The sequence below is a fragment of the Acetobacter sp. P5B1 genome, from assembly GCF_018811985.1.
Classification (GTDB): Bacteria; Pseudomonadota; Alphaproteobacteria; order Acetobacterales; family Acetobacteraceae; genus Acetobacter; species Acetobacter cerevisiae.
Genome location: NZ_JACRVS010000002.1, coordinates 222,232 through 247,561 on the forward strand (window position 1 = coordinate 222,232; position 25,330 = coordinate 247,561).

Below are 25,330 nucleotides of genomic sequence, written 5' to 3' on the forward strand. Positions count from 1 at the left end.
AGCGGAAAAATACGCCGTTCAGGGCGCAGACGTCTGCAACGCGAGCGCGTGCAGCTTGCCGCCCATATGGCCCTGCAAGGCCTGATAGACAAGCTGATGCTGCTTCACGCGGTTGAGACCTTTGAAGGCCTCGCTCACGATAGAGCAGGAATAATGGTCACCGTCCCCGGCCAGATCATCAATCCTGATCTGCGCATCGGGGAAAGCCTGACGAAGATACGTCTCAAGTTCAGTGGCGGACATCGCCATGGCTTACAGATCCCTTTCAGTTACTCAGCGGGTCATCAGGGCCGGAAAGAAGGCCTCATGCGCGGCAACAAGTCGTGCAGCAGATATTGTGACGCCACTTGGCAAAATCAAATCATTTCCGCCAGACTGGCCAATCAGACGAGCCGGAACACCGGCCTGCTCTGCACGGGCGCAGAACTCTGCGGCATTATCGACGCAGACCAGATAGCGGGCCTGATCTTCACCAAACCAGAAGGCTTCGGGGCGGATGCCGCTGTCCGGGCTTTCCAGTTCACAACCCACGCCGCTGGCCATCACCATTTCAGCAACAGCAACCATCAGGCCGCCATCGGAAAGGTCATGGCAGGCGGAAACCGCGCCACTGAGGATTTCCTGACGGACGAAGTCACCGTTCCGTTTTTCCGCAGCCAGATCAACCGGTGGCGGCGGCCCGTCTTCACGGCCCAGCACTTCACGCAGCCAGATGGACTGGCCCAGTTCTCCGCGGGTTTCACCCACCAGAACAACGGCCTTACCATCCTGCATCTCCAGGCCAACGGCTTTCTCCACGTCATCCAGCACACCCAGTGCGCCAATGGCGGGGGTGGGCAGAATGGCCAGAGCAGAGCCGTCCGGCTGACGCGTCTCATTATACAGAGAGACGTTGCCACTCACGACCGGGAAGTCGAGAGCGCGACAGGCATCGCCCATCCCTTCAATCGCTGCGACAAATTGCCCCATGATTTCCGGTTTTTCCGGGTTACCGAAATTGAGGTTGTCCGTCACAGCCAGCGGGCGGGCACCGGTCGCGGTCAGGTTACGCCATGCTTCGGCCACAGCCTGTGCGCCCCCGGTTTTGGGGGCAGCATGGCAATAGCGCGGCGTGCAGTCTGTCGTGATAGCCAGCGCCAGTGACGTGTCTTCAATTTTGACAATCGCGGCATCAGCAGCGCCCGGACGGCGCACCGTCTGGCCACCAACCGTGCTGTCATACTGGTTCCATACCCATGCGCGGGATGCGAGGTCCGGCGACCCCACCATCTTGAGCAGTGCGGCATCCAGAGAAAGCGGGGCATGCACAGCGCCGAGAGGTTCCGGCACAACCGGCGTGGTGGCCGGGCGATCATAGATCGGAGCCTGATCCGCCAGCGGATCCAGCGGAATATCCGCTTCCACCTGCCCTTTGTGTTTCACCACAATATGGCCGGTTTCCGTCAGATGCCCGATAATGGCGAAGTCCAGTTCCCATTTCTCGAAGATCTTGCGGGCGACTTCCGTGCGATCGGGCTTGAGGACCATGAGCATGCGCTCCTGGCTCTCGGACAGCATCATCTCATAAGCCGTCATGTTCGGCTCACGCTGGGGCACTTCGTCCAGATCCAGCTCAATCCCGACGCCACCTTTGCCGGCCATTTCCACGGCGGACGAGGTCAGGCCAGCGGCACCCATGTCCTGAATGGCGACAATGGCGTCCGTTGCCATCAGTTCAAGGCAGGCTTCAATCAGCAGCTTTTCAATGAACGGGTCGCCAACCTGCACGGTCGGACGCTTCGCCATGGCGTTTTCGTCAAACTCGGCGGAGGACATGGTGGCGCCATGGATGCCATCACGCCCGGTGCGGGAGCCCACATACACAACCGGGTTACCCACCCCTGCGGCAGCAGAGAGGAAAATCCGGTCTTTACGCGCAAGGCCAACCGTCATGGCATTGACCAGCGGGTTGCCATCATAAGCCGGGTGGAAGTTAATCTCCCCGCCTACGGTCGGCACACCCACACAGTTGCCGTAGCCGCCAATGCCACGCACAACGCCATCAATAATCTGGCGCGTGCGCGGCGTTTCGGGATTGCCGAAGCGCAGGGCATTCAGGTTGGCAATCGGGCGGGCACCCATGGTGAACACGTCACGCAGGATACCACCAACACCCGTGGCAGCGCCCTGATACGGCTCGATAAAGGACGGATGGTTATGGCTTTCCATCTTGAAGATGGCCGCATAGCCCTGCCCGATATCCACCACGCCAGCATTCTCACCCGGACCATGGATAACCCACGGGGCTTTGGTGGGGAGCGTGCGCAGCCATTTGCGAGAGGATTTGTAAGAACAGTGCTCGGACCACATGACCGAGAACACACCCAGCTCAGTCAGGCTGGGTGTGCGGCCCATGATGGTGACAACGCGCGCATATTCTTCAGCCGTCAGCCCAAATTCCTGGGCCAGAGATGCATCAACGGTCTTTTTCACCGGACAAGAGCCTCCACAAGACCTTCAAACAGCGGCAGACCGTCCACACCGCCCATCAGCGGGTCAACAAGATCTTCCGGGTGAGGCATCATGCCGCAAATACGAGTGTTTTCGCTCAGAATGCCCGCAATGCTGTTCACGCTGCCGTTGGGGTTGCTGGCAACATCGTCAGCCTGCACCTGACCATTTGGCGCGGCGTAGCGGAAGGCAACAAGTCCCTCGCCTTCCAGACGGTCCAATGTGCTCTGGTCAGCCGTGTAGTTGCCGTCCCCATGCGCCAGAGGCGTGCGGAATACATCCCCTTTCTGCCATTTATGGGTGAAAGGCGTATCCGTCCGTTCCACACGCAGATGGCAATCCTGAGACAGGAAGCGCAGGTTAGCGTTCCGCAGCAGGGCACCCGGCAGCAGGCCGGATTCCGTCAGAATTTGAAAGCCATTGCAGACCCCCAGAATATGACCACCCTTTTGCGCAAAGCTGCGGATTTCCGTCATGATGGGAGAATGGGCCGCCATGGCACCACAACGCAGGTAATCCCCGTAGCTGAAGCCACCCGGCAGAACCACAAGATCAATCCCGGTCAGGTCGGTATCACGATGCCAGACCATGCGGGGCTCATGTCCGGTTACACGCCGTAGTGCGATAGCCATATCGCGCTCACGGTTAGTGCCCGGAAAGACAACAATCGCTGCTTTCATTTTGCGCTGCTACACGGGTAAGAGTCATGCAGAGCCTTGAAGACGCTTTCGCCCACAGGCTTGGACATCGCTTCAGAATGCGCTTTCAGCCATGCCAGCACTTTAACGCGCATGGCAGCACCATTTTCTGACGTCGGGACGCAGAAGCCTGCCGGAGCGGAAGCGTCTCCTTCGTTGCGATCATTGATCTTGGAGAGAGCAACAGCATCTGCAACGCCGGTGATGTAGGCATCACACACGGTGGCACCTGCTGCACGGGTGCAGATGCGGGCAAAGTTGCCAGCCTGCATGGGGGAAATGCGCTGAGCATGGGCCAGCGTCGGCGCAAGCAGAGCTCCCCCAAGGGCGATCAGGGCGAGGCGTTTCATCCCAGCACCTCAACCGTGAAGTCTTCGATCACCAGATTGGCGAGAAGATCCCGCGCCATGTCTTCGGCCTGTTTCTGGACAGCGGCACGGTCCGTGCCCTCAACATCCAGATCAATAATCTTGCCGACCCGGACGTCATTCACGCCCGGGAAACCCAATGTGTGCAATGCGTGGCCGATGGCTTTCCCCTGCGGGTCAAGCACACCCTCCTTAAGCATGACGGTTACACGTACTTTCATGATAAAGCCCCCGTTGCTGTCGGCATGGTCACTGCATGGTCTCCGGACCCTTCATGTCTCCGCCATTGCCTGCTTCGGGCAGAATGCCCAGTCTGCGGGCAACTTCCTGATACGCTTCCCGGACATTGCCCAGGTCACGGCGGAAACGGTCCTTATCAAGCTTCTCGTTGGTCTGGTTGTCCCACAGGCGGCAGTTGTCGGGTGAAATTTCATCCGCCAGCACAATCCGCATGTCGTCCCCTTCCCAGGAGCGGCCAAATTCAAGTTTGAAGTCTACAAGCTGAATGCCAATGCCGCTGAACAGGCCGCACAGGAAATCATTCACCCGCATGGCCATGGAGGTCATGTCTTCAAGGTCGTGTGGGCACGCCCAGCCGAAAGCGATGATGTGGTCTTCAGAGACAAGCGGATCATTCAGCTCATCGTTCTTGTAGTAAAACTCTACAATGGTCCGTGGCAGGCGTGTGCCTTCCTCAATACCAAAGCGCTTGGCAATGCTGCCCGCAGCAATATTGCGGATCACAACTTCAAGCGGAATAATTTCGACTTCCTTCACCAGCTGCTCACGCATGTTGATGCGGCGGATGAAGTGCGTGGGAATGCCGATTTCCTGCAAACGCAGCATCAGATGCTCGCTGATGCGGTTATTCAGTACGCCCTTACCGGTAATGATGCCGCTTTTGACACCGTTGCCAGCCGTGGCATCATCCTTGAAATACTGCACAAGGGTGCCGGGTTCCGGACCTTCAAAAAGGATTTTGGCTTTACCTTCGTAAAGCTGGCGGCGACGGGCCATGGTCATCCTTACCTGTCTTGAACGTTTAAAACCGATCCCTGCAACCGGTCCGGGGGAAGACTGAAACCAGCCTTCCCTTCTTCAGACGCGTCATAGCAGGCTTCGGGCATGGAAGATATAGGGACGCCCCAGCTCACAGAGCCGGGCCGGGTTCCCCAAATACTTTCTGATACAGGCCATCCAGCGCCTTCAGATGCTGGCGGCTGTCCATGGCGGCATCCAGCGTTTCTGCCGGAATACGCCCGGAGATTTCCGGGTCAGCCGCCAGATTTTCACGGAAGGTCCGGCCTTCCGGCGTGCCGAGCTTGGTCCATGTTTCCATCGCATTGCGCTGGACGATCCGATAAGCATCCTCACGTGATAGACCTGCACGGGCCAGAGCCAGCAGGACTTCACCTGAGTGCACAACGCCGCCAAGGCTTTCGATGTTGGCAGCCATGCGGTCGGGATAGACCAGCAGTTTGCTCATCATGCCGGCGAGGCGTGCCAGCGCGAAGTCCAGACCAATGGTGGCATCCGGGCAGATGTTCCGTTCAACGGAAGAATGGCTGATGTCGCGCTCATGCCACAGGGCCACGTTCTCCAGAGCCGGGATAACGGCAGACCGCACAAGGCGCGCCAGACCCGTCAGGTTTTCCGTCAGCACCGGGTTCCGCTTGTGCGGCATGGCGGAGGAGCCCTTCTGGCCCTTGTGGAAGAATTCTTCCGCTTCCCGCACTTCAGAACGCTGCAGATGGCGCACTTCAATAGCCAGACGTTCAATGCCGCTGGCAATCACCCCCAGCGCACAGAAGTAGGCAGCATGGCGGTCACGCGGGATGACCTGCGTGGAGACCGGTTCGGGCTTTAGGCCCAGACGTTCAGCGACGTAGGTTTCAACGCGCGGGTCCAGATGGGCGAAAGTCCCGACGGCACCGGAAATGGCGCAGGTGGCAATTTCCGCACGAGCCGCTTCAAGGCGTGCCTTGTTGCGGACGAACTCCGCATAATGCCCGGCCAGCTTCAGACCAAAGGAGGTCGGTTCGGCATGGATGCCGTGGCTGCGGCCAATGGTCAGGGTGTGCTTGTGTTCAAATGCACGGGTGCGCAGCGCATCCAGAACGTCGTCCAGATCTTTCAGCAGCAGGTCGGTCGCCTGCGTCAGCTGCACGGCAAGGCACGTATCCAGAATATCGGATGACGTCATGCCCAGATGCACAAAACGGCTTTCCGGGCCAACTTTCTCAGCAAGCCAGGTCAGGAAGGCAATCACATCGTGGCGTGTTTCAGCCTCGATTTCGTCAATGCGGGCCAGATCGGCATCGGAGAAAGCGGCCATTGCGGCATCGCCCTTCTCACGCACAACTTTTGCGGCTTCCTTTGGCACAGCGCCATATTCGGCCATGGCTTCGCAGGCCAGTGCTTCAATCTCAAACCAGATGCGGTAGCGATTTTCAGGCGACCAGATAGCGGCCATGACAGGGCGAGTATAGCGCGGCACCATAACGCGGTGTTCCTCCTGAGAACGGAATGATGCGGGCCTCTCTACCCGATTCCGGCCCCCGCGTCTGCCCGTGAAACAAAAAACTTTGACACTCCGGGTTCTTTCAGGATGTTCAGAGACTTGTTTTGGCGATCCCAGCCTCTCGAATCGGAGTTTTCGTGCACGGTTTTCTTGATGCTTTCAGCCTGAAAGCGCTTTTTGCCTTCCTTCAGGTCGTGATGATTGACGTCACGCTGGCGGGAGATAACGCCGTTGTGATCGGGCTGGTTGTGCGCTCTCTGCCAGTGAGCGAGCGGCGGAAGGCCATTTTTGTCGGGATCGCACTGGCAGCCCTCATCCGTATTCTGATGGCGCTGGTCGCCGTGCAGCTTCTCCAAATCATCGGTCTGACGCTGGCGGGCGGCCTGTTGCTGCTCTGGGTGTGCTGGAAGATGTACTCGGAGATGCGGGCCGGTCCGCATGACGATGCGGACGGTGCTTCCCCGCCCGGCAGCTTCGGCAAGGCCGTGCTGCGCATTCTTCTCGCTGACCTTTCCATGAGTCTGGACAATGTGCTGGCCGTTGCTGGTGCAGCGGCAGAGCATCCGGCTGTGATGGTGGCAGGTCTGGTTCTGTCTGTCTTGCTGATGGGGGTTGCCGCGTCCGTTATCGCCCGCCTTTTGGACAAGTACAAATGGATTTCGTGGGTTGGGCTGCTGATCGTTCTCGGTGTTGCGATTGAGCTGATTGTTAAAGGTGGTGGTGAGGTCTGGATACATTTGCCCTTCTCTCATTGATGGGCTGACCTCCCCTCTCCCGCGCCGATCATGACTTGCCAGCGCATGCGGGATCGCTGATCTTCCGGGAATGTCAGTTTTACATTCTTCCGCATGGCGTCGGCAGGCAGTTCTGCCGCTGGCTGTTCTACTTTTAAGTGCGTGTTCGGCTCCCCCGGAAACGGCAACGCCCACAGCCTCGTCTTCGCCCGCTGAGGCGCTCCCCCAGCCCGTGGCTACGTCTCCCTCACAGGCTGGCGTTTCTGGCTCAGTCTCTGATCGTCTGACCGTCTGGCTCAGTCTGGTCGGCTCATCGCATGCCAGTGCACAAGAGTATGCGGACTTTCTGAAAACCCGCCCCGTCTGGCCGCGCTGGCAGCTTCTGCAGTCCCGTATGCAGCAGGCTCTGGCTAAGGAGACCGACCCTGCGGTTCTGGGGCGACTTTGTGCGCAAACACTGACCTACGGCCCTGCACTGGCGCAGTGTGCGGTTCAGGTCGGCGCGTCGAATTCCGGGCTTTCAAGTCATCTTGCCGCAGAGGCAAAGCAGGCTTGGATGAATGGCAATGATGCTTCCACAGCGGCATCGGCCTTGTCGGGTGCGTTTCCTCAGGCGCTGACGCAGGAAGCCTCCTGGCTGCGGTTTAACCGGGAGGAAAAGGCCGGATTGCTGGTAGCAGCACGCCAGACGGTGCCTTACCTTAGTGCTATCCGGCAGAAGCAGGCTCAGGCCCGACTGGCCTTTCGGGCTAATGACGCCAGTGCCGAAGCATTAGCAGCCGCCCTGGCCGCCTCTGAGGCTACAGATCCTTACCTCATTCTGGACCATCTCCGCTGGCTGCGGGCCCAGAAGCGCGACACGGATGCCGCGGCACTCTGGAAGTCTGCGGGTGTGCAGGCTGAAGCCAGGGCGCGTCATCCAGCCTTCTGGCGGGAGCGCGATGCGCTGGCGCGTGAACTGGTGCAGGCCGGACAGAATGAGGACGCTCTGTTTCTGGCGAATGATACCACCGTCACCGGAGCGACCCGTCTGGATGCAGAGTTTCTGAGTGGATGGATTGCGCTGCAAAAACTGCACAATCCGACGCAGGCGGATGTTTTTTTTAAGCCACTGGCTGACTCTTCTGCGCTTATCACCAAAAGTCGCGGGTTTTACTGGCTTGGGCGGGCCCGTCTGGCGGCACAGGATAACGCATCTGCGCAGGCCGACTGGCAGAAAGCTGCGAGCTATCCCGGAACGTTTTACGGTCAGATGGCAGCAGCCAAACTGGCTGGGAATGAAACCACGCTGCTGGCCCCCGACCATATCCCGCCTTCCATAGTCAAAGCTCTGACGGCGGAACGAGACCCTGCGGCATCAGCCAGCCGTCTTGCCGGGAGCGATCTGGTTCAGGCGGCCCAATTGCTTGTGTCTTGGGGTGATAAGCCGCATGCGCGGGACTTCCTGATGTTGCTCAGTCAGCAACTGGTGTCTCTGTCCGACCGGCTGGCCTTGTGTGATCTCGCTATGCGGCTGAATTTGCCTGATGTGGCGGTTTCGGTGTCGCGTCAGGTTGGTCGGGATGGACTGTTCCTGCTCCACTCTGGGTGGCCTGCTCCCTATACGCCCCCGGCCACAGGGCTTCCGTCCGGGCTGGTGCTGGGTCTGTCTCGTCAGGAAAGCAACTTCAATCCTGATGCAATCAGTTCATCCAATGCCATTGGCCTGATGCAGCTCAAGCCATCTACAGCGGGGGATATGGTGCGCAGAGCGGGTGTTCCGGCCTCTGCCGCGACGGCATCAGGCTTGCATGATCCGGAAAATAATATGGCGCTGGGCGCGGCCTATCTGTCTTATTTGCAAGATAAATTCGGTAACGTCGTGCCTTACATGGCCGCCGCTTATAACGGTGGTCCCGGCCGTCTCTCACGCTGGCTGACGGCTGCCGGAGATCCGGCTCGCAGCGGTGCCTCGCAGGATGAGATGATCGACTGGATTGAGAGCATTCCCTTCTCTGAGACCCGAAATTACGTCCAGCGCGTGTGGGAAAATATGACGATTTATACGGCTATGGGGAAATAAGCATGACACCGTCTCGCTTTCTGGCAACGTTCGGCGGATGTGGTCTGGCACCACGCGCGCCGGGCACTGTGGGATCTTTAGCGGCTTTGCTACTGGGGCTTCCTCTCCTCAAACGTCCGAAGGCGTTAGTTGGGGCAATTGGGGTGGTTTCCATCGCGGGCTGGTGGGCAGCGGACCGTGCCGGAGAAGGCGAAGATCACAGCTGGATTGTGATTGATGAGGTTGCGGGCATGTGGGTCAGTCTACTGGCCTGCCTGCCCGAAGACGCGGAAGATCCTGCTTCCGTCCGAAAAAGCCTCGGCCTCTCCGTTCTGACTTTTGTCCTTTTCCGCCTCTTCGATATCAAAAAGCCCGGCCCCGTCGGGTATCTGGACCGCAAGCATGGCGCAACAGGCATTATGGGGGATGATCTGGTTGCAGGTGTCATGGCTGCGGGTTGCATCAAGGCTGCGCGTCTTGTGGCATGCCGCCTGCCCTCCTCTAAAGGCTGATCGCTATGTCTGCATCCCTTCTGACCTCAGATCTTTCTGCCGAACTGATACAGCGTTCTGCGACGCTGCTGGAAGCCCTCAGACGGGCTGAAGCCAAACTGGTGACGGCAGAAAGTTGCACAGGAGGGCTGGTTGCCGCTCTGTTGACGCATCACGCAGGCTCATCAGATGTGACCGAAGGCGGTCTTGTGACCTATTCCAACAGTATGAAGCAGTCAGTTCTCGGTGTGCAGGCAGATACATTACAGCAATTTGGCGCTGTGAGTGCGGAAACAGTCAGAGAGATGGCGAGCGGTGCGCTTGGCATCGCGCAGGATGCGACACATTCCGTGTCCATTTCCGGAATTGCCGGTCCCGGTGGTGGTTCAGTAGAAAAACCTGTGGGACTGGTCTGGTTTGGCACAGCCGTGCGAGGTGGCGATGTGCGTGCGGAAGCCCGGATTTTCAAAGGGGATCGCACAGCGGTTCGCTCTCAGGCTGCTCTGTATGCGCTTGCTCTTGTGGTGCAGCGTCTGGATTAAGCGCCAATCATGCAAAAAAAGCGTCAGAAGGATATCCCTCTGACGCTCTTTTGCGACACGCCGTTATTGCAGATTAAGCTGCATTTTCAGAGTGTTATCGCTTTTTACTGACCGGCAGCAGGAGCGTTAGCCGGCACAGTTGCTGTCGGAACAGCGGGTGCAGCCGGAACTGCAGGAGCCGTTACGTTCGGCATGGTGGGTGCAGCCGGAACAGCCGGAACCGTAACGCCCGTGCCAGCCGCCGGAACAGCAACCGTTGCGCCCGGAACCGGTGCAGCAACCGGAGCAGTCGGAGCAGCAGCAAAGGCCGGAGCATTGGCGCGCTGTGCAGCGGACAGGCTCTGGTTGTTCAGGTCGTCAGTCGCGGCATCACCATTTGCAGCTTTAGCTTCAGCACCACATTTTGTACCAGAGCAATGTTCTGTGTGTTTGTGTGCGTGGTGCGTAGCAGCAAAAACCGGGCTTGCAGCCAGTGTGGCAGTAACAAGCGTTGTAGCAGCAAAGAATTTTTTCATAAATATCAGTCCTTATCCAAAACGCTGAGTTGCTTTTACAAAAAGCAACTTTCCAACAGATTAGTAATCTATAGAAAGTTGCGGCCTGTAACAATCACCCTGCGTATTTTAGAGCGTTTAACCTAAACCGTTCTTCTTGAGAATTATTGTGCAACAGGACGCTCTTCCGGCAAGGTTGCGGCTGTTTCTGGTGGCCCGTAAACCTCACGCGCGCGCCGCAGAAAAGCTGAGACCATAAGGCGGACGGCTTCCCCAAATACAACGCCGATAGCAGCCTGAAGGATGCGGGAGCGGAATTCAAAATCGACAAAAAATTCTACCACGCAGCCACGCGGATTGGGGGTGAATTTCCAGATATTTTTGAGGTATCGGAACGGCCCCTTTTCATACTGCACCATAATGGTGTCAGGTCGATTGAGCGTGACACGGGAGGTAAAACTTTCCCGAAACGGCCCAAACCCGACAGTCAGATCCGCCACCAGTTCAGTTGCTGTGCGGGTCCGAACGCGCGCCGCAACGCACCAGGGCAGAAACTCAGGGTAGCGCCCAACATCTGCAACAAGATCAAAAATCTGATCGGCCCGATACGCGAGAACACGCTTTTCTGCGTGTTTAGGCATCAGTTCGCTCCCGCCAGACGGGCATTGCGCGTCTGCTGCAGTTCAGCAAAATCAGCATCAGCATGATAGGACGAACGGGTCAGTGGGCTGGAACTGACCTGAAGAAAACCTTTGACGCGGGCCATGGCGCCATACTCCTCAAACTCAGTGGGGGTGACAAAACGGGCAACCGCCGCGTGTTTCACCGTAGGCTGCAAATACTGGCCCATCGTAATAAAATCCACATCTGCAATACGCAGGTCATCCATGACCTGAGCGATTTCCATCCTTTCTTCCCCCAGCCCCAGCATCAGCCCGGACTTGGTGAAGATGGAGCCATCCAGCTGTTTTACGCGGTCCAGCAGGCGCATGGACTGGTAGTAACGGGCCCCTGGACGGATGCTTGGGTACAAACGTGGCACTGTTTCAAGATTGTGGTTGAAAACGTCAGGTCGCGCTTCAACAACAATCTCTAATGCGTTGTTCTTGCGTAAAAAATCAGGTGTAAGAATTTCAATGGTCGTCTCAGGCGCTGCGTCCCGGATTGACGTAATGACTCGTGCGAAATGCCGGGCTCCGCCATCTTCCAGATCGTCGCGATCCACGGATGTAATCACCACATGACGTAGACCGAGCTTGGCGACAGCTTCGGCCACACGGGCTGGTTCATCCGCATCCAAAGCATGCGGCAGGCCTGTGGTCACATTGCAGAAGGAACAGGCACGTGTGCAGATTTCCCCCATAATCATCATGGTGGCATGGCGCTGGGACCAGCATTCCCCAATATTGGGGCACGCAGCTTCCTCACACACCGTCACCAGACGGTTGTCCCGCATCAGCTTGCGTGTCTCATGATAGACAGGATGCGTTGGGGCTTTAACGCGGATCCATTCGGGTTTGCGGGCAATCGGATTGTCTGGCCGGTGTGCCTTTTCCGGATGACGGACTTTGCTTGCCCCGCCCTTCCGATGATCAATCAAGACGCGTGTAGACATGATATCGCCCGCTCCCACACTCCGGGTTAAGAAGAACTGGAACGCTCTTACCTCTGCGTCAAGGTAGGAACGCTCCTGGTGGCGTATCAGACGGCATCACACCCACGAGAGCAGCCGTCTGCTTTATGACTAGAAGTGCAGAGCGCCGTCGTAAGCAGCCAGCACGGCTTCGTGCATGGATTCAGAAATGGTCGGATGCGGGAAGATGGTTTCAGCCAGTTCGGCTTCCGTCAGTTCTCCCGTGCGGGCAATGACATAACCCTGAATCATTTCCGTCACTTCCGCCCCAATCATGTGAGCTCCCAGAAGCTCACCAGTCTGGGCATCAAAGACGGTTTTCACCAGTCCATCCGGCTCGCCCATGGCCAGAGCCTTGCCATTGGCCAGCAGCGGGAATTTGCCCACCCGAACCTTGTAGCCAGCCTCTTTGGCGCGGGCTTCCGTATAGCCGACAGAAGCAATCTGCGGACGGCAATAGGTGCATCCGGGAATTTTTGTAATATCAATAGGATGCACCTGCTTTCCTGCGATGGCGTCTACGCACATCACAGCCTCATGGCTCGCTTTGTGCGCAAGCCACGGAGCACCAGCCAGATCACCAATCGCATACACGCCGGGTTCACCCGTGCGGCACAGAGCATCCGTGACCACATGCGTGCGATCTGTTTTGATCTTGGTGCCTTCCAGACCAATCTTCTCGACGTTCCCCACAATCCCGACTGCCGAGATCACGCGATCGACCGTGAACTCTTCGATCTTACCGTTGACCTCAACGGGCACGGTGACATCCGTATCGGATTTACGGAGAGTGCCGACCTTGGCACAGGTCAGCACCCGCATGCCCTGTTTTGCAAAGGATTTGCGCGCCAGTGCGCTGATCTCTTCATCTTCCACAGGCAGGATACGCGGCGCGACCTCAACCAGCGTGACCTCAGACCCCATGTTCCGGTAGAAGGAGGCGAATTCGCTGCCAATGGCCCCTGAGCCGATCACCAGCAGGCGGCGCGGGAGAGCGTCCGGCACCAGAGCCTCGCGGTACGACCAGATCAATTTTCCATCGGGTTCCAGTCCCGGCAGGACGCGGGCACGTGCGCCTGTGGCAAGGATCACGTGCTTCGCCGTCAGCGTAACGGGAGCGCCTTTTTCCGGTGTGACCAGGACTTTACGCTTGCTGCCCGTAACGCCATCCAGCTTTCCAAAGCCTTCAAAAACCGGAACTTTGGCTTTTTTCAGCAGATGCGCGACGCCATTTGAAAGCTGCCTGGAGACCGCTCTGGAGCGGGCGATGATTTTCGAAAAATCAAAACCCACCTTTTCTGCACTGAACCCATAGGTGCCGAGGTCATGCAGAAGATGGTTGATTTCAGAGGCGCGCAGAAGAGCCTTTGTAGGGATACAGCCCCAGTTCAGGCAAATTCCACCCAGATGCTTCGCTTCCACCACCGCGGCAGAAAGGCCGAGTTGTGCGGCCCGCAACGCCGCAACATAGCCACCCGGTCCGCCACCCACGATGATAATATCAAAATCGGTTCCGCTCATGGTCGTTTCCTGCAAACGCGATGTTAAAGAACAAGTGTCAGAGGAGATTCGACCACTGACCGGAAGGCCGAGAGCCATTCTGCCGCAACCGCACCATCCACCACGCGATGGTCAACGGAAAGCGTGACCGTCATGACCGTGGCAATGGCTAGTTCATTTCCCTTCACAACAGGCTGTTTTTTGCCTGCGGCAATGGCCAGAATAGCGGCCTGCGGCGGGTTGATAATGGCGGAGAAGTCACGCACGCCAAACATGCCCATATTGGAAATGGAGAACGTGCCACCCTGAAACTCTTCCGGTTTCAGCTTGCCCGCCCGTGCCCGTTTGACCAGATCCTTGGTTTCCTGACTGATCTGCTTCAGGCTCTTCTGGTCAACATGCTTGACGATGGGGGTAATCAGGCCGTCCGGAATGGAAACAGCGATGGAAATATCCACGTTGTCATGCAGGATCATCGCCTGATCAGTAAACGACGCATTCACGTTCGGCACCCGCTTGAGGGCGATGGCCGAGGCTTTGACCAGCATGTCATTAACAGACAGCTTAAAGGCGTCAGGCCCTTCATCCGGGGATGTTGCGTTCAGCTGAGAGCGGAGAGCCAGCAGCGCATCCAGTTCAACATCGGCAGAGACATAGAAGTGCGGAATAGTGCTTTTTGCTTCGCTCAGGCGACGGGCAATGACCTTGCGCATGCTGGAATGCGGGACGGTCCGGCTTGTGGGGGCCGGAACCTCTGCCACGGCAGCAACTGTGACCGGAGCCGCAGCGTTGTCCACGTCCCGGCGCACGATGCGACCATTCGGGCCGGTCCCTTTAATGCGGGAAAGGTCCAGTCCTTTCTGGCTGGCAACACGCTTTGCCAGTGGGGACGCAACAATTCGCTTGCCTGTGGCGGCCTGCCCCACTGGTGCAGCAGGAGTTGTGGCTGGCGCAGAAGCGGGAGCCGAACCCTGCGGTGCCGTTTCGGGCTGAGCAACTGGTGAAGGCGGCGCAGAGCTTTGGGGTTTGACTGCTCCGGCTTCCGGCACGGTCTCGCCTTCTGCAACCATAATGGCAATCGGCGTATTGACCGCAATTTCGTGCGTGCCTTCCGGCACCAGAATGCGGCCGAGGATGCCATCTTCAATGGCTTCCACTTCCATGGTCGCTTTGTCAGTTTCGATTTCGGCAATCACGTCGCCAATCGCAACCTTTTCGCCTTCCGCCTTAACCCAGCGGGCGAGTGTGCCTTCCGTCATGGTGGGGGACAGGGCCGGCATAAGAAGTTCTATAGCCATCTCTTTTTCCTCAGATCAGGCGACGCACGGTTTCAACCACGTGCTCGGGCTGCGGCAGGGCCAGCTTTTCCAGATTGGCGGCGAACGGCATCGGAACGTCTACGCCGGTGACTCGTGCCGGCGGGGCATCCAGCCAGTCAAACGCATGCTCAATCACCTGCATGGCGACTTCCGCGCCAATGCCGGCAAACGGCCAGCCTTCTTCCAGCGTGACGAGACGGCTGGTTTTCTTGACGCTTTCCACAATCGTGGCCGTATCCAGCGGACGCAGGCTGCGCAGGTTGATGACTTCGGCCTCAATCCCCTGCTGAGCCAGTGCTTCGGCGGCTTCCAGTGCCGTTGTAACCATGATGGAGAAAGTCACGATGGTCACATCCCGCCCTTCCCGCTCAACCTTGGCCTTGCCGATGGGCAGGATAAAATCTTCATCCACCGGGCACGGGAATTTGCGTCCGTAGAGAATTTCATTCTCAAGCACGATAACGGGGTTCGGGTCCCGGATTGCGGCGCGGAGAAGCCCTTTGGCATCGGCGGATGACCAGGGGGCGACCACTTTCAGGCCCGGAACATGAGCATACCAGCTGCCGTAGCACTGGGAGTGCTGTGCCCCAACGCGTGCTGCCGCGCCGTTAGGGCCGCGGAAGACAATGGGGCAACCCATCTGGCCACCAGACATATATAGCGTCTTGGCTGCGGAATTAATAATATGATCAATGGCTTGCATCGAGAAGTTCATGGTCATGAACTCTACAATTGGCCTAAGCCCCGTCAGGGCTGCACCAACGGCCATGCCGGTAAAGCCATGTTCGGTAATCGGCATGTCAATCACGCGCTTATCACCAAACTCAGCCAGCAAACCCTGAGAAATTTTGTAGGCGCCCTGATATTCCGCGACTTCTTCCCCAATCAGGAAAACGTCCGGGTCGCGGCGCAATTCAGCCTGCATGGCGTCATGCAGAGCTTCACGCACGGTGATTTCCGCTGTCGGACCCCAGTCTTTTTCTGGCTCGGGAGCGCTCAAAGAAGCCGCTGCTGGTGTTGCGGGCACAGCAGATGGCTGTGCAGCAGGCTCTTCGGTTGTTGTGGCTGGTTGTGCTGCTGCCGGGGCAGACGCTGCCGCATCCGGAACGGCCTCACCTTCTGCAACCAGAATGGCAATAGGCGTATTAACGGCAATATCCTGCGTTCCTTCCGGCACCAGAATACGGCCCAGAATACCGCTTTCGATGGCTTCCACTTCCATGGTTGCCTTGTCGGTTTCGATTTCAGCAAGCACATCGCCAATAGCAACGGCATCGCCTTCGGCTTTAACCCAACGCGCCAGCGCTCCTTCCGTCATCGTCGGAGAAAGAGCGGGCATTATAATGTCTGTCGCCATAATCCGTTACGCCTCTAGCAGCACATCTGTATAAAGCTCGGCAGGATCAGGCTCAGGGCTGGTCTGCGCGAATTCAGCTGAATCGTTCACTGTTGCTTTTACGTCATCTTCAATCTTGCGCAGGCTGTCTTCACTGACACCTGCGTCCAGCAGAATCTGGCGCACATGTTCAATAGGATCACGAGTTTTGCGGACCTGATCCACTTCCTCACGCTTACGGTATTTTGCCGGGTCGGACATGGAATGACCGCGATAGCGATAGGTCATCATCTCCAGCAGATACGGCCCCTTGCCTGCCCGGCAATGCGCCACGGCTTCTGCTGCGGCTTCATGCACGGCGGCAATATCCATGCCATCTACGCGCTTCCCCGGAATGCCCCAGGGCTCACCATTCCGCCAGAGTTCATGAGACGCAGAGGCGCGTTCCACACTGGTCCCCATGCCGTAAAGATTGTTCTCAATAATGAACAGGCACGGTAGTTTATGAAGGGCCGCGAGGTTGAAGCTTTCGTACACCTGCCCCTGGTTGGCAGCGCCATCCCCAAAGTAGGCCACGGACACTTCATCCGTTTCGCGATACTTGTTGGCAAAAGCCAGACCAATACCCAGCGCCACCTGCGCGCCGACAATGCCGTGTCCACCGTAGAAATTCTTCTCACGCGAGAACATGTGCATGGAGCCGCCCTTACCGTGGGAATACCCGGTGGCGCGCCCCGTCAGCTCGGCCATCACGCCACGCGGGGTCATCCCGGCAGCCAGCATCTGGCCGTGGTCACGATAAGAGGTGATGAGCTTGTCACCATCCTTAAGCGTCATCTGGATGCCAACCACCACGGCTTCCTGCCCGATATACAGGTGGCAAAAACCGCCGATCAGCCCCATGCCGTAAAGCTGCCCGGCTTTTTCTTCAAACCGACGTATCAGCAGCATCTCATGAAATGCGTCCATGAACTGCTCACGGGTTAAGGAGGGGCCGTTTCCTCCCACACGCGCTGTATTTTCTTGCGCCGCCGCCATCGGTTTTTCCTTTTGGTGTTTAAGAACTGTGACTGTGAACAATTCGTCTTGCGGATTCAGGATTTATAAAAACGAAACCACCCGCAGTTTGCGTCGTTTATGTCTTCAATCCTGCATGATCCTATCAATTACTCCGCATTATAGTCGCCGGACCGCCCCCCGCTTTTATGCAGGAGCCTGATCCCGTCAATCCTCATGCCGCGATCTACCGCCTTGCACATGTCGTACAAAGTCAGTGCCGCTGCACTTACTGCGGTTAACGCTTCCATTTCAACGCCGGTTGCTCCTTTTGTTGTAACAGAGACCGTGATCTCGATCTTGTCATCAGCCGGCAGCAGATCGACCGATACACGGCTGAGTGCCAGTGGATGACAAAGCGGGATAATATCCGCTGTTTTCTTGGCCGCCATAATGCCGGCAATGCGGGCAGTCGCCAGCACGTCCCCTTTTGGCATCGTCCCTGAAACAATCATGTTCAGGGTCTCTGGCCGCATCAGGATAGATCCCGTTGCAACAGCCTTCCGGTGGGTGTCGGACTTCTCCGAGATATCCACCATGTGAGCGTGGCCGGAGGCATCGAGATGCGTCAGCGTCTTTTCAGACACGTTAGGCAAACCCCAGCAGAGCCCGTGCGGCCTGACCGGGGTCAGGCTGACGGAGCAGAGATTCCCCAACCAGAAAACCTGTCACCCCAATCTCAGCCAGAGACATCACATCGCCATGCGTTTTGATGCCGCTCTCGGAGACAATAATCCGGTCCGGCGGCACCAGCGGCGCGAGGCGTTTTGTTGTCTCAATATCGGTCTGTAACGTCTTGAGATTGCGGTTGTTAATACCGATCAGGAACGTATCGAGCGCGAGGGCACGGTTCAGTTCGTCTTCATCATGCACTTCCACCAGCACATCCATGTCCAGCCCTTTGGCGTGATCCACCAGAGCCAGAGCTTCTTCATCCGTGAGGATGCACATGATGATCAGGATGCAGTCAGCCCCAAGTGCGCGACTTTCATAAACCTGCCATGGGTCAAGAATGAAGTCCTTGCGCAGCACCGGCAGGGAACACGCTGCACGGGCTGTCTGGAGGTCTTCATTCTGGCCATGGAAGCAGGAGCTTTCCGTCAGAACGGACAGGCAGGCAGCGCCCGCCTGCTCATACCCTACAGCAATCTGGGCCGGGTCAAACTCTTCACGCAGGATGCCAGCTGAGGGAGAGGCTTTCTTGATTTCGGCAATCAGCCCGACTGTTCTGTCAGCGGCCTTTTCCTTCAGAGCGCGCCCAAAGCCGCGTGGAGCATCTTTCGCATCCTGCGCTTTGGCGATCATCTCTTTCAGAGATACAAGGGTTGAACGGTGCTCAACCTCAACTCTTGTCCGCGCGCAGATCCGCGAGAGCACATCCGGCAGATGGTCTGCCTGAATACCGGCCTCTACGTCAGAATTTCCGGCAGCGGACGAATTGGGTATTTCGTTCATAATCATCCTGTCATGTCTTGAGCATGCGTACCAGAAGATGATGTACGCAAACCATTGAGCACCGCCAGGGCGGCACCGTTATCCAGCACGCGACTGACATCGGCCACGCACTCTCTGAAGGCCTGAGGGTCTATGTGCAGTCCCTTCAGGATGGAACGCCGTCCGGCCACATGCAGGGCGCAGGCTACGTTCAGCAAAACTGTATCACGATAAGCCCCATGGGCACCACGGAGCAAGGATTCCAGTGCTTGCGCATTATGGGTCGCATCCCCGCCCCGAATGGCGGAAACCGGCGCATAAGGCAGCCCCGCCATTTCGGCCTGTACAACAAGGGGGTGCGTGGTACCGTTTTCAAGGGCGACGACACGGGTGGGGCCAGCCAGTGTCAGTTCATCAATACCCTGCGTTTCCCCGTCCGGCTGACCACAAACGGCCCAGACCCGTTCCGAGCCGAGACGATGCAGAACATCAACCACCAGATTCAGCCACTCAGCGGAAAAAACGCCGATGAGCTGATGCTTTACACCGGCCGGATTGACCATTGGCCCCAACAGATTGAACAGGGTGCGAATACCCAGCGCTTTTCTGACCGGAGCTGCATGCCGCATGGCCGGGTGATGATGGGGGGCAGCCAGGAAAACAAGTTTGTGCAGGTTTAATTGGCGAGACAGCTCTGCCGGGTCAGCCACCAAGGGCACGCCCAAAGCCTGGAGCACATCAGACGCACCGGCGCGGGAAGACACGGCTCGGTTACCGTGTTTGGCTACTGGCACGCCCAGAGCGGCCAGCACAAAAGCGACGGCTGTGGAGACGTTCAGTGTTCCATAATTATCGCCGCCTGTTCCGCAGACATCAATCGTGTCTGCCGGAACCTGTGGCACCGGGATCATGCGGCGCCTTAAAGCAGTAACTGCGCCCAGAACCTCCCCGGCATCTTCACCCCGCACACGTAGCGCCATCAGGAAAGCCGCGACCCGCTCCGCAGGGAGGGTGCCATCCATGATGATGCCGAAGGCTGTCTCAGCCTCGGCACTGGTCAGTGTTTTGCCGTGGGCCAGAGCGTTCAGGATCGTGGTGAAAAAAGCGTCCGGATTTTCCGAAGGGGAAGGTTTGATCTCCGGCATGTCAGGCCGCTGTTTTCTTCTCGTTCCACGCACGTGCTTCCTGAAGGAAGTTCCGCAGCAAATCGTGTCCGTATTCGGATGCGATGCTCTCCGGGTGAAACTGTACGCCAGAAATAGGGTGCTGCTTGTGGCGGACCCCCATGATGATGCCGTCTTCCGTCCAGGCAGTAACGTCCAGACTGTCCGGAATGCTTGACGGTTCAAGCGTCAGGCTATGATACCGCGTGGCGTTGAACGGATTGGGAAGGCCAACAAAGACGTCCTTCCCATCATGAAAGACCGGGCTGATCTTGCCGTGCATGGGCGTGGGAGCCCGCACCACCTGCGCGCCAAAAACCTGCCCGATGGCCTGATGCCCAAGGCACACACCAAAAACAGGGATCTTTCCGGCAGCGGCTGCAATCAGGTCACAACAGATCCCGGCTTCATTAGGAGAGCATGGGCCCGGTGAGAGCACGATTGCTTCCGGCTTGAGCGCCATGGCGTCTTCTACTGTCAGAGAATCGTTACGGCGCACATCACAGCGCTCCCCCAGCTCACCCAGATAATGGACGAGATTGAAGGTAAAGCTGTCATAATTGTCGATCAGAAGGATCATGGTTTTATGATGACCTTATGGGGCCCACGGGTCAAATGACGGAAGAGCAAGAACTCAGCCTTTATCCTGTGTGGCGTAGTGAATGGCTTCTTCTGCTGCGCGGAAAACGGCACGTGCTTTGTGGTGTGTTTCCTCATATTCCAGATCAGGCACGCTATCAGCCACCACGCCGCACCCCGCCTGCACATGCATCATGCCATCTTTAACAACAGCCATACGCAGCCCGATGCAGGTGTCCATATCGCCCCCTGCCCCAAAATATCCGATGCAGCCTGCGTAGGTTGCCCGGCGGCTGCGTTCAACTTCGTCGATAATTTCCATGGCGCGAATTTTCGGAGCGCCAGTGAGGGTGCCTGCCGGGAATGCGGCAATCAGAGCATCCAACGCTTCCAGATCCGGCTGAATGGTGCCTTCCACATTGGAAGAAATGTGCATAACGTGGCTGAAACGTTCAATCACAAACCGTTCCGTGACCTTTACTGATCCGGGTTGGCAGACGCGGCCGACGTCATTGCGCCCGAGGTCAATCAGCATCAGATGCTCGGCACGTTCTTTTTCGTCTGCCAGCAGATCCTGTTCCAGCCACAGATCCTCAGCCTCATCCTTGCCGCGCGGGCGTGTGCCGGCCAGCGGTCGGACTGTCATGGTGCCTTCCCGCAGGCGGACCAGAATTTCAGGCGAGGAGCCGACCAGCGAGAACGCGCCCAGATCCAGATGGAACAGGAACGGAGCCGGGTTGATGCGGCGGAGTGAGCGGTAAAGGGCCAGAGATGGCAGCGTAAAGGGGGCGGAAAAACGCTGGCTGGGCACAACCTGAAAGGCGTCCCCTGCGGCAATATAATCCTGAATTTTCTCAACAGCCGCGCAGAATTCCTCACGAGAGAACGTTGAGTGCGGCGCTTCAAATGCTGCTGGAAGATTTGCTTCCGGCATAGCGGCGGGCAGTGCACCAGCAAGGCAGGTGCGAGCACGGGTCAGAAGTGCGTGCGCTTTATCCCACGCGTCTCCGGCATCTTCTCCTGCTGCTGGCCGGACCGGCGCAGCAAGAATGAGTTCGTCACTGACCGTATCAAAAACCGCGAACAGGCCGGGGCGCATCATGATGGCTTCCGGCAGGTTCAGATCATCGGGCGGTGCATCGGGCAGATGCTCCATCTGCCGCACCATGTCATAGCCCAGATAGCCAAATAGTCCGGCAATCATAGGCGGGAGACCGGCGGGCAGATCAAGCTGCGTCTCACGGATCAACTGACGCAGAGAGTCCAGCGCCTTTCCGTCAACAGTGCGCACTGTGGTGTCCGGCTGTGCCGGGTTTTCATCCACCGTGACCCGCCCGTTATGACAGGTCCAGACCAGATCTGGCTTGAGCGCGATAACAGAATAGCGCCCCCGGGACACACCGCCTTCAACACTTTCCAGTAGCAGGGTGTGGCGGCCTGTGCCGCCGTCAAAGCCTGCAAGACGGATATAGGCGGAAACCGGCGTGAGCAGATCTGCTGGTTCAACGGAAAAAACAATGGATGGCTTTCCGGCCTTCCATGCCGTCTGGCAGGCCTCGCGTGAGGGTGAGGCTGCAATCCGTGCCGTAACGCTCATGGGGTCGTGCTTCCATCAAACCCAAGGGAGGACAACGTGGCTGTCACTGCCCGCTGATTAATAACAGGCGGGGTACGTTTGCTCAGGGCTTCCACATAGGAGGCTACGAGATCGTCGCCGGTGGACTGCGTCAGAGCGCTTTTGAGGCGCTGATAAGCGCCCAGATCTGCCATCGGGTTGGGCGTGGAAACAGATGTGACGGTTGCCACGATGAACTCGCCAGCATCCTCACCCATCACAGACTGGCCTGCTTTCATACGTGGCAGGTATTCCATCAGTTCCGAGGGGATGGCCTTGTTCGGTGCAGCGCGTGAGAAAGTCAGCCCTTTCACGATCGGTGCGCCCGCCCCCGCAACATTGGCGAGGCCGCCTTTTTCCTGTGCAGCAGTGTAAAGTGCTGTGGCCTGTTCGTCTGCTGCATGCTTGCGGGCTTCGGCCTGCCATGCAGCCAGAACGTTGGCTTTCGCCTGTTCAAAAGTCAGTTGCGCAGCCGGTGTAATGCTGTCGACTTCAACGGCATACCAGCTATTGTCTGGTCCTTCCGTCAGGTTCGGTTTCGCGCCTTTGGTCTGGGCAAACACCTGCTGCACAATGGCGTCACGCAGCTTGCCGGAAGCCGGAAGCGGTGCCGGGGTGCCATCCTGCGTGTTGCCGTTGGCATCCAGCGTGCCTGCCGCAGCAGCAGCCCCGATGTCGGTCGGAATGGCGTCCAGACCGTTGCCTGCCATGGCATCCTGCAGCTGGCGGCTGCGTTCGCCAACAACAGACGGGCCTTTCGCATCACGATACTGCTGAAGGATCTCTTTTTTCGCCACGTCAAAAGGCGTGTCTTTCGGCGGGGTCACTTTTGTGACCTGCAGAACAACCCAGCCACCGTCAGATTTAAACGGCCCCTGAATCTGATTGAGAGGTGCTGCGAAGACCGCTTTGCTCAGGCTTTCAGAGGGAATGGTAGACGGGCGCGCGCCGGGCATTTCAACGGATGCGCCACCTTTTGCTGCGGCCTGCACAGCCGCCCAGTCAGCGCCTTTTGTCCAGACATCGGCGACAGCGCGGGCCTGCGCTTCATCCGGCATTGTCACAACCTGCACATCACGCGTTTCCGGCACGTGATAGCGGTCGCTCTCTTCATCATAGACGCGCTTCAGATCTTTTTCATCAATGGTGATGGTGTCTGCGACCGTCGCGGGAGACAGCACGACAACGCGGGCATGGCGCAGTTCCGCCGTCCGGAAGTCGTTCAGATGGTTCGCATAATAGCGGCGCAGGACGGCATCATCCGGGGTCGCCGGAGTGGACTGCTCGACAAAGGGGATACGGATCAGATCAACCGTGCGCGTCTGCAGCCCGAAGTCGGACAGGCGTTTTGCAATCGTGTCAGACACACTGGCCGCCTGCCCGATGGGCTGCAACATGGTGCGGCTGGCAAGATCATCACGGATCATCGTCAGAAAGCGCTGTTCCGGAATATCGCGTTCCCGCAGGCGCGCGTTCAGAATATTCCGGTCAAACTGGCCATTCGCGCCCTTGAAGTAAGGCAGAGAGAACACTTCATCCCGCACAGCCGAATCAGGCACGGACACTTTCAGCTTGCGCGCGGCTTCCAGCAGTTCAGCCTGCCCGATCAACCGCTGCAGAACCTGATAGGCAATCTGCTGGCGCATGGCTGGGGGTACCTGTGCCGGGTCCGAAACGCCCATCTGTTTGGCGATGGTCGGCATTTCTCCTTGCAGAGATTGCCCCAGATCAGCCGAACTGATGCGCTGCTGGCCAACTTTGGCCACCACATCGGTTTCTGTGCCCATATAGCCGAGCACATCCCCCACACCCCAGCCAATAAAAGCGAGGAAGATGACGATGGCGCAGACACGCCCAAGCCAGGATTCAACAAAAACGCGACGCAGATAGGAAATCATGAACCCAAGGATCCGTTGAGACAGAACATCATGCCACGGGCAAACCCGGGCGCGGCACCATAAGCGGACCAGTCGCTCTTGACCAGCGGTAACGACCCGTTAAGGACCGAAACACGCACACAGCATCTTGCCCCACAGCCCGAGTGTATGGTTTAGCCTGTTCAGACGGCCTCAGTGACGCAACGATGATGTGGGCACAGGCAGCACGGAAGGACGAGGCGTATGACCAGACAGATTATCGTCGGCAACTGGAAGATGAACGGCACCAGCCGTGATTCGCAGGCGCTTGTTGAAGCTCTGCTGGCAGGGCTCCCGGCGACTGTACCGGATATTGTAACCTGCCCGCCCTTCACGCAGCTCGCGCTGCTGGCAGACAAGCTGAAAGGCTCTCCCATCGCTCTGGGCGCGCAGGACTGTCACAAGGATGTCTCCGGCGCGCATACAGGGGATATTTCTCCCGCCATGCTAACGGACCTTGGCGTCTCCTATGTTATTCTGGGGCATTCCGAACGGCGGCAGGAACATGGTGAGCTGGATGAAACCGTGCGTGAGAAAGCGGTTGCGGCTACAAAAGCCGGCCTGACCCCCATTGTCTGTATTGGTGAGACGGAAGATCAGCGTGAAAGCGGTGAGCATTTCGACACGCTAGGCTGGCAGATCAAAGGCTCCCTGCCCGACAATTTCTCCGGTATTCTGGCGTATGAGCCGATCTGGGCCATTGGCACAGGTCGTGCCGCGACAGAGGACGAAATTGCCGAAACCATGAAATTCCTGCGCGAAGAGCTGGTTCGTCAGTTTGGCGAGGCTGGCAAAACTGTCAGGATTCTGTATGGTGGCTCCGTTAATGCCAAGAATGCGGCTTCCATTCTGTCGATTGCAGATGTAGCAGGTGCCCTTGTAGGGGGTGCCAGCCTGAATGCAGAGGCATTCCTATCCATTATCGGCGCGGCTTCTGCTGCCTGATTTCCGCACTTTATCGGGAACTCGACATGACCACAGCCCTGCTGATTCTGCATATTTGCGTGACCATAGCCCTGATTGGCACTGTGCTGATCCAGCGCAGTGAAGGGGGCGGCCTCGGCATTGGCAGCAGTCAGGGCATGGGGGCATTCATGTCCGGCCGTGGCACGGCCAACCTGCTGACGCGCACCACGGCAGTGCTCGCCGGGCTGTTCATGCTGCTTTCTCTGGTGCTGGCGATTCTGAACCGTGGGTCATCCACCGGTGCCGGGCATGACATTCTGGCTCAGCCCCCTGCTCCGGCCGCCGTTACAGCGCCTGTTCAGCCTGCCGCACCGCCGGCGGCTCCTGCACCGTCTAAACAGTAACATGTTTCCCACTCTCTCCCTCCTTCCCGGAGCCGGAGAGAGAAAGAGTCTTTATTCCTCTGCGCTTGCACAAAGCTGCGGAGGAATTTT

26 protein-coding genes are annotated in these 25,330 nt (G+C 57.9%); 6 read left to right on the forward strand and 20 right to left on the reverse strand.

All coding sequences use genetic code 11. From position 1 onward, the window contains the following. Positions 1-18: 18 nt before the first annotated feature. The 7 genes from KP703_RS02415 to purB all read right to left on the reverse strand — a co-directional run bounded on the left by KP703_RS02415 (position 19) and on the right by purB (position 6,056). Positions 19-249: a BolA/IbaG family iron-sulfur metabolism protein gene (locus KP703_RS02415; RefSeq protein ID WP_043552646.1), complete on the reverse strand. Its 231-nt coding sequence runs from the start codon at positions 247-249 to the stop codon at positions 19-21. 24 nt (positions 250-273) lie between these two features. Then, entirely contained in the window at positions 274-2,472 is a 2,199-nt protein-coding gene (purL, locus tag KP703_RS02420) for a phosphoribosylformylglycinamidine synthase subunit PurL (RefSeq protein ID WP_215753694.1), read from the reverse strand. Further along, complete coding sequence (purQ, locus tag KP703_RS02425; protein ID WP_215753695.1) at positions 2,469-3,170, reverse strand: phosphoribosylformylglycinamidine synthase subunit PurQ; 702 nt, start codon at positions 3,168-3,170, stop codon at positions 2,469-2,471. The genes purL and purQ overlap by 4 nt, the downstream gene beginning before the upstream one ends. Further along, entirely contained in the window at positions 3,167-3,538 is a 372-nt protein-coding gene (locus KP703_RS02430; RefSeq protein ID WP_062251146.1) for a Rap1a/Tai family immunity protein, read from the reverse strand. Before KP703_RS02430 ends, purQ begins: the two co-directional genes overlap by 4 nt. Beyond that, on the reverse strand, positions 3,535-3,777 hold the full coding sequence (purS, locus tag KP703_RS02435) for a phosphoribosylformylglycinamidine synthase subunit PurS (protein WP_043552652.1): 243 nt from the start codon (positions 3,775-3,777) through the stop codon (positions 3,535-3,537). Before purS ends, KP703_RS02430 begins: the two co-directional genes overlap by 4 nt. A 28-nt stretch (positions 3,778-3,805) precedes the next feature. Then, positions 3,806-4,573, reverse strand: coding sequence for a phosphoribosylaminoimidazolesuccinocarboxamide synthase (purC, locus tag KP703_RS02440; RefSeq protein ID WP_215753696.1), 768 nt, complete (start codon positions 4,571-4,573; stop codon positions 3,806-3,808). Positions 4,574-4,706: 133 nt separating this feature from the next. Then, entirely contained in the window at positions 4,707-6,056 is a 1,350-nt protein-coding gene (purB, locus tag KP703_RS02445) for an adenylosuccinate lyase (RefSeq protein WP_062140297.1), read from the reverse strand. A 158-nt stretch (positions 6,057-6,214) separates the two neighbouring features. Between purB and KP703_RS02450 the strand changes: the two genes are divergently transcribed. From KP703_RS02450 to KP703_RS02465, 4 genes are all read left to right on the forward strand, one after another. Further along, the gene (locus tag KP703_RS02450) at positions 6,215-6,832 is read left to right on the forward strand and encodes a YjbE family putative metal transport protein (RefSeq protein WP_082779915.1); all 618 of its coding nucleotides are present in this window, start codon (positions 6,215-6,217) and stop codon (positions 6,830-6,832) included. 70 nt (positions 6,833-6,902) lie between these two features. Continuing rightward, on the forward strand, positions 6,903-8,873 hold the full coding sequence (locus KP703_RS02455; protein WP_215753697.1) for a lytic transglycosylase domain-containing protein: 1,971 nt from the start codon (positions 6,903-6,905) through the stop codon (positions 8,871-8,873). A 2-nt stretch (positions 8,874-8,875) separates the two neighbouring features. Then, a complete protein-coding gene (locus KP703_RS02460; protein WP_062140301.1) occupies positions 8,876-9,364 on the forward strand; it encodes a phosphatidylglycerophosphatase A in 489 nt (162 codons plus the stop codon). A gap of 5 nt (positions 9,365-9,369) precedes the next feature. Then, positions 9,370-9,885 carry a CinA family protein gene (locus KP703_RS02465; RefSeq protein ID WP_215753698.1) on the forward strand — a complete coding sequence of 172 codons (516 nt, stop codon included), beginning with the start codon at positions 9,370-9,372 and terminating at the stop codon, positions 9,883-9,885. Positions 9,886-9,989: 104 nt separating this feature from the next. Here KP703_RS02465 and KP703_RS02470 read toward each other — a convergent pair whose 3' ends face one another. From KP703_RS02470 to KP703_RS02530, 13 genes are all read right to left on the reverse strand, one after another. Then, a complete protein-coding gene (locus KP703_RS02470; RefSeq protein WP_215753699.1) occupies positions 9,990-10,400 on the reverse strand; it encodes a hypothetical protein in 411 nt (136 codons plus the stop codon). A gap of 143 nt (positions 10,401-10,543) precedes the next feature. Next, positions 10,544-11,020, reverse strand: a complete 477-nt coding sequence (locus KP703_RS02475; RefSeq protein ID WP_215753700.1) for a type II toxin-antitoxin system RatA family toxin — start codon at positions 11,018-11,020, stop codon at positions 10,544-10,546. Next, positions 11,020-11,994: a lipoyl synthase gene (gene lipA / locus KP703_RS02480; RefSeq protein ID WP_062140467.1), complete on the reverse strand. Its 975-nt coding sequence runs from the start codon at positions 11,992-11,994 to the stop codon at positions 11,020-11,022. Before lipA ends, KP703_RS02475 begins: the two co-directional genes overlap by 1 nt. Before the next feature lie 129 nt (positions 11,995-12,123). Beyond that, a complete protein-coding gene (gene lpdA / locus KP703_RS02485) occupies positions 12,124-13,533 on the reverse strand; it encodes a dihydrolipoyl dehydrogenase (RefSeq protein WP_215753701.1) in 1,410 nt (469 codons plus the stop codon). 23 nt (positions 13,534-13,556) lie between these two features. Next, complete coding sequence (locus KP703_RS02490; RefSeq protein WP_215753702.1) at positions 13,557-14,810, reverse strand: pyruvate dehydrogenase complex dihydrolipoamide acetyltransferase; 1,254 nt, start codon at positions 14,808-14,810, stop codon at positions 13,557-13,559. Positions 14,811-14,820: 10 nt separating this feature from the next. Continuing rightward, positions 14,821-16,188, reverse strand: a complete 1,368-nt coding sequence (locus tag KP703_RS02495; protein WP_215753703.1) for a pyruvate dehydrogenase complex E1 component subunit beta — start codon at positions 16,186-16,188, stop codon at positions 14,821-14,823. Between the two features lie 6 nt (positions 16,189-16,194). Continuing rightward, positions 16,195-17,205: a pyruvate dehydrogenase (acetyl-transferring) E1 component subunit alpha gene (gene pdhA / locus KP703_RS02500; RefSeq protein WP_062140313.1), complete on the reverse strand. Its 1,011-nt coding sequence runs from the start codon at positions 17,203-17,205 to the stop codon at positions 16,195-16,197. 128 nt (positions 17,206-17,333) lie between these two features. Further along, on the reverse strand, positions 17,334-17,810 hold the full coding sequence (gene moaC, locus KP703_RS02505; protein ID WP_061503091.1) for a cyclic pyranopterin monophosphate synthase MoaC: 477 nt from the start codon (positions 17,808-17,810) through the stop codon (positions 17,334-17,336). Position 17,811: 1 nt separating this feature from the next. Then, positions 17,812-18,678, reverse strand: coding sequence for an indole-3-glycerol phosphate synthase TrpC (gene trpC, locus KP703_RS02510; protein WP_215753704.1), 867 nt, complete (start codon positions 18,676-18,678; stop codon positions 17,812-17,814). Positions 18,679-18,680: 2 nt separating this feature from the next. Next, on the reverse strand, positions 18,681-19,802 hold the full coding sequence (gene trpD, locus KP703_RS02515; protein WP_215753705.1) for an anthranilate phosphoribosyltransferase: 1,122 nt from the start codon (positions 19,800-19,802) through the stop codon (positions 18,681-18,683). 1 nt (position 19,803) lies between these two features. Further along, entirely contained in the window at positions 19,804-20,400 is a 597-nt protein-coding gene (locus tag KP703_RS02520) for an aminodeoxychorismate/anthranilate synthase component II (RefSeq protein WP_215753706.1), read from the reverse strand. A gap of 54 nt (positions 20,401-20,454) precedes the next feature. After that, positions 20,455-21,996, reverse strand: coding sequence for an anthranilate synthase component I (trpE, locus tag KP703_RS02525; RefSeq protein WP_215753707.1), 1,542 nt, complete (start codon positions 21,994-21,996; stop codon positions 20,455-20,457). Next, positions 21,993-23,912 (reverse strand): peptidylprolyl isomerase, encoded by a 1,920-nt coding sequence (locus KP703_RS02530; protein ID WP_215753708.1) that lies wholly within the window; start codon positions 23,910-23,912, stop codon positions 21,993-21,995. The genes trpE and KP703_RS02530 overlap by 4 nt, the downstream gene beginning before the upstream one ends. A 222-nt stretch (positions 23,913-24,134) precedes the next feature. Here KP703_RS02530 and tpiA point away from each other — a divergent pair, with 222 nt between their 5' ends. After that, the gene (gene tpiA, locus KP703_RS02535) at positions 24,135-24,875 is read left to right on the forward strand and encodes a triose-phosphate isomerase (RefSeq protein ID WP_043552678.1); all 741 of its coding nucleotides are present in this window, start codon (positions 24,135-24,137) and stop codon (positions 24,873-24,875) included. A gap of 26 nt (positions 24,876-24,901) precedes the next feature. Next, entirely contained in the window at positions 24,902-25,240 is a 339-nt protein-coding gene (gene secG, locus KP703_RS02540) for a preprotein translocase subunit SecG (RefSeq protein WP_043552680.1), read from the forward strand. Positions 25,241-25,330: the final 90 nt, after the last annotated feature.

Excerpts from the sequence above, each read along its gene's own strand:
- KP703_RS02415 (WP_043552646.1), bottom strand. The coding sequence starts at position 249 with ATGGCGATGTCCGCCACTGAACTTGAGACGTATCTTCGTCAGGCTTTC.
- purQ (WP_215753695.1), bottom strand. The coding sequence starts at position 3,170 with ATGAAAGCAGCGATTGTTGTCTTTCCGGGCACTAACCGTGAGCGCGAT.
- KP703_RS02430 (WP_062251146.1), bottom strand. The coding sequence starts at position 3,538 with ATGAAACGCCTCGCCCTGATCGCCCTTGGGGGAGCTCTGCTTGCGCCG.
- purS (WP_043552652.1), bottom strand. The coding sequence starts at position 3,777 with ATGAAAGTACGTGTAACCGTCATGCTTAAGGAGGGTGTGCTTGACCCG.
- purC (WP_215753696.1), bottom strand. The coding sequence starts at position 4,573 with ATGGCCCGTCGCCGCCAGCTTTACGAAGGTAAAGCCAAAATCCTTTTT.
- purB (WP_062140297.1), bottom strand. The coding sequence starts at position 6,056 with ATGGTGCCGCGCTATACTCGCCCTGTCATGGCCGCTATCTGGTCGCCT.
- KP703_RS02455 (WP_215753697.1), top strand. The coding sequence starts at position 6,903 with ATGTCAGTTTTACATTCTTCCGCATGGCGTCGGCAGGCAGTTCTGCCG.
- KP703_RS02460 (WP_062140301.1), top strand. The coding sequence starts at position 8,876 with ATGACACCGTCTCGCTTTCTGGCAACGTTCGGCGGATGTGGTCTGGCA.
- KP703_RS02465 (WP_215753698.1), top strand. The coding sequence starts at position 9,370 with ATGTCTGCATCCCTTCTGACCTCAGATCTTTCTGCCGAACTGATACAG.
- KP703_RS02470 (WP_215753699.1), bottom strand. The coding sequence starts at position 10,400 with ATGAAAAAATTCTTTGCTGCTACAACGCTTGTTACTGCCACACTGGCT.
- KP703_RS02475 (WP_215753700.1), bottom strand. The coding sequence starts at position 11,020 with ATGCCTAAACACGCAGAAAAGCGTGTTCTCGCGTATCGGGCCGATCAG.
- lipA (WP_062140467.1), bottom strand. The coding sequence starts at position 11,994 with ATGTCTACACGCGTCTTGATTGATCATCGGAAGGGCGGGGCAAGCAAA.
- lpdA (WP_215753701.1), bottom strand. The coding sequence starts at position 13,533 with ATGAGCGGAACCGATTTTGATATTATCATCGTGGGTGGCGGACCGGGT.
- KP703_RS02490 (WP_215753702.1), bottom strand. The coding sequence starts at position 14,810 with ATGGCTATAGAACTTCTTATGCCGGCCCTGTCCCCCACCATGACGGAA.
- KP703_RS02495 (WP_215753703.1), bottom strand. The coding sequence starts at position 16,188 with ATGGCGACAGACATTATAATGCCCGCTCTTTCTCCGACGATGACGGAA.
- pdhA (WP_062140313.1), bottom strand. The coding sequence starts at position 17,205 with ATGGCGGCGGCGCAAGAAAATACAGCGCGTGTGGGAGGAAACGGCCCC.
- trpC (WP_215753704.1), bottom strand. The coding sequence starts at position 18,678 with ATGAACGAAATACCCAATTCGTCCGCTGCCGGAAATTCTGACGTAGAG.
- trpD (WP_215753705.1), bottom strand. The coding sequence starts at position 19,802 with ATGCCGGAGATCAAACCTTCCCCTTCGGAAAATCCGGACGCTTTTTTC.
- KP703_RS02520 (WP_215753706.1), bottom strand. The coding sequence starts at position 20,400 with ATGATCCTTCTGATCGACAATTATGACAGCTTTACCTTCAATCTCGTC.
- trpE (WP_215753707.1), bottom strand. The coding sequence starts at position 21,996 with ATGAGCGTTACGGCACGGATTGCAGCCTCACCCTCACGCGAGGCCTGC.
- KP703_RS02530 (WP_215753708.1), bottom strand. The coding sequence starts at position 23,912 with ATGATTTCCTATCTGCGTCGCGTTTTTGTTGAATCCTGGCTTGGGCGT.
- tpiA (WP_043552678.1), top strand. The coding sequence starts at position 24,135 with ATGACCAGACAGATTATCGTCGGCAACTGGAAGATGAACGGCACCAGC.
- secG (WP_043552680.1), top strand. The coding sequence starts at position 24,902 with ATGACCACAGCCCTGCTGATTCTGCATATTTGCGTGACCATAGCCCTG.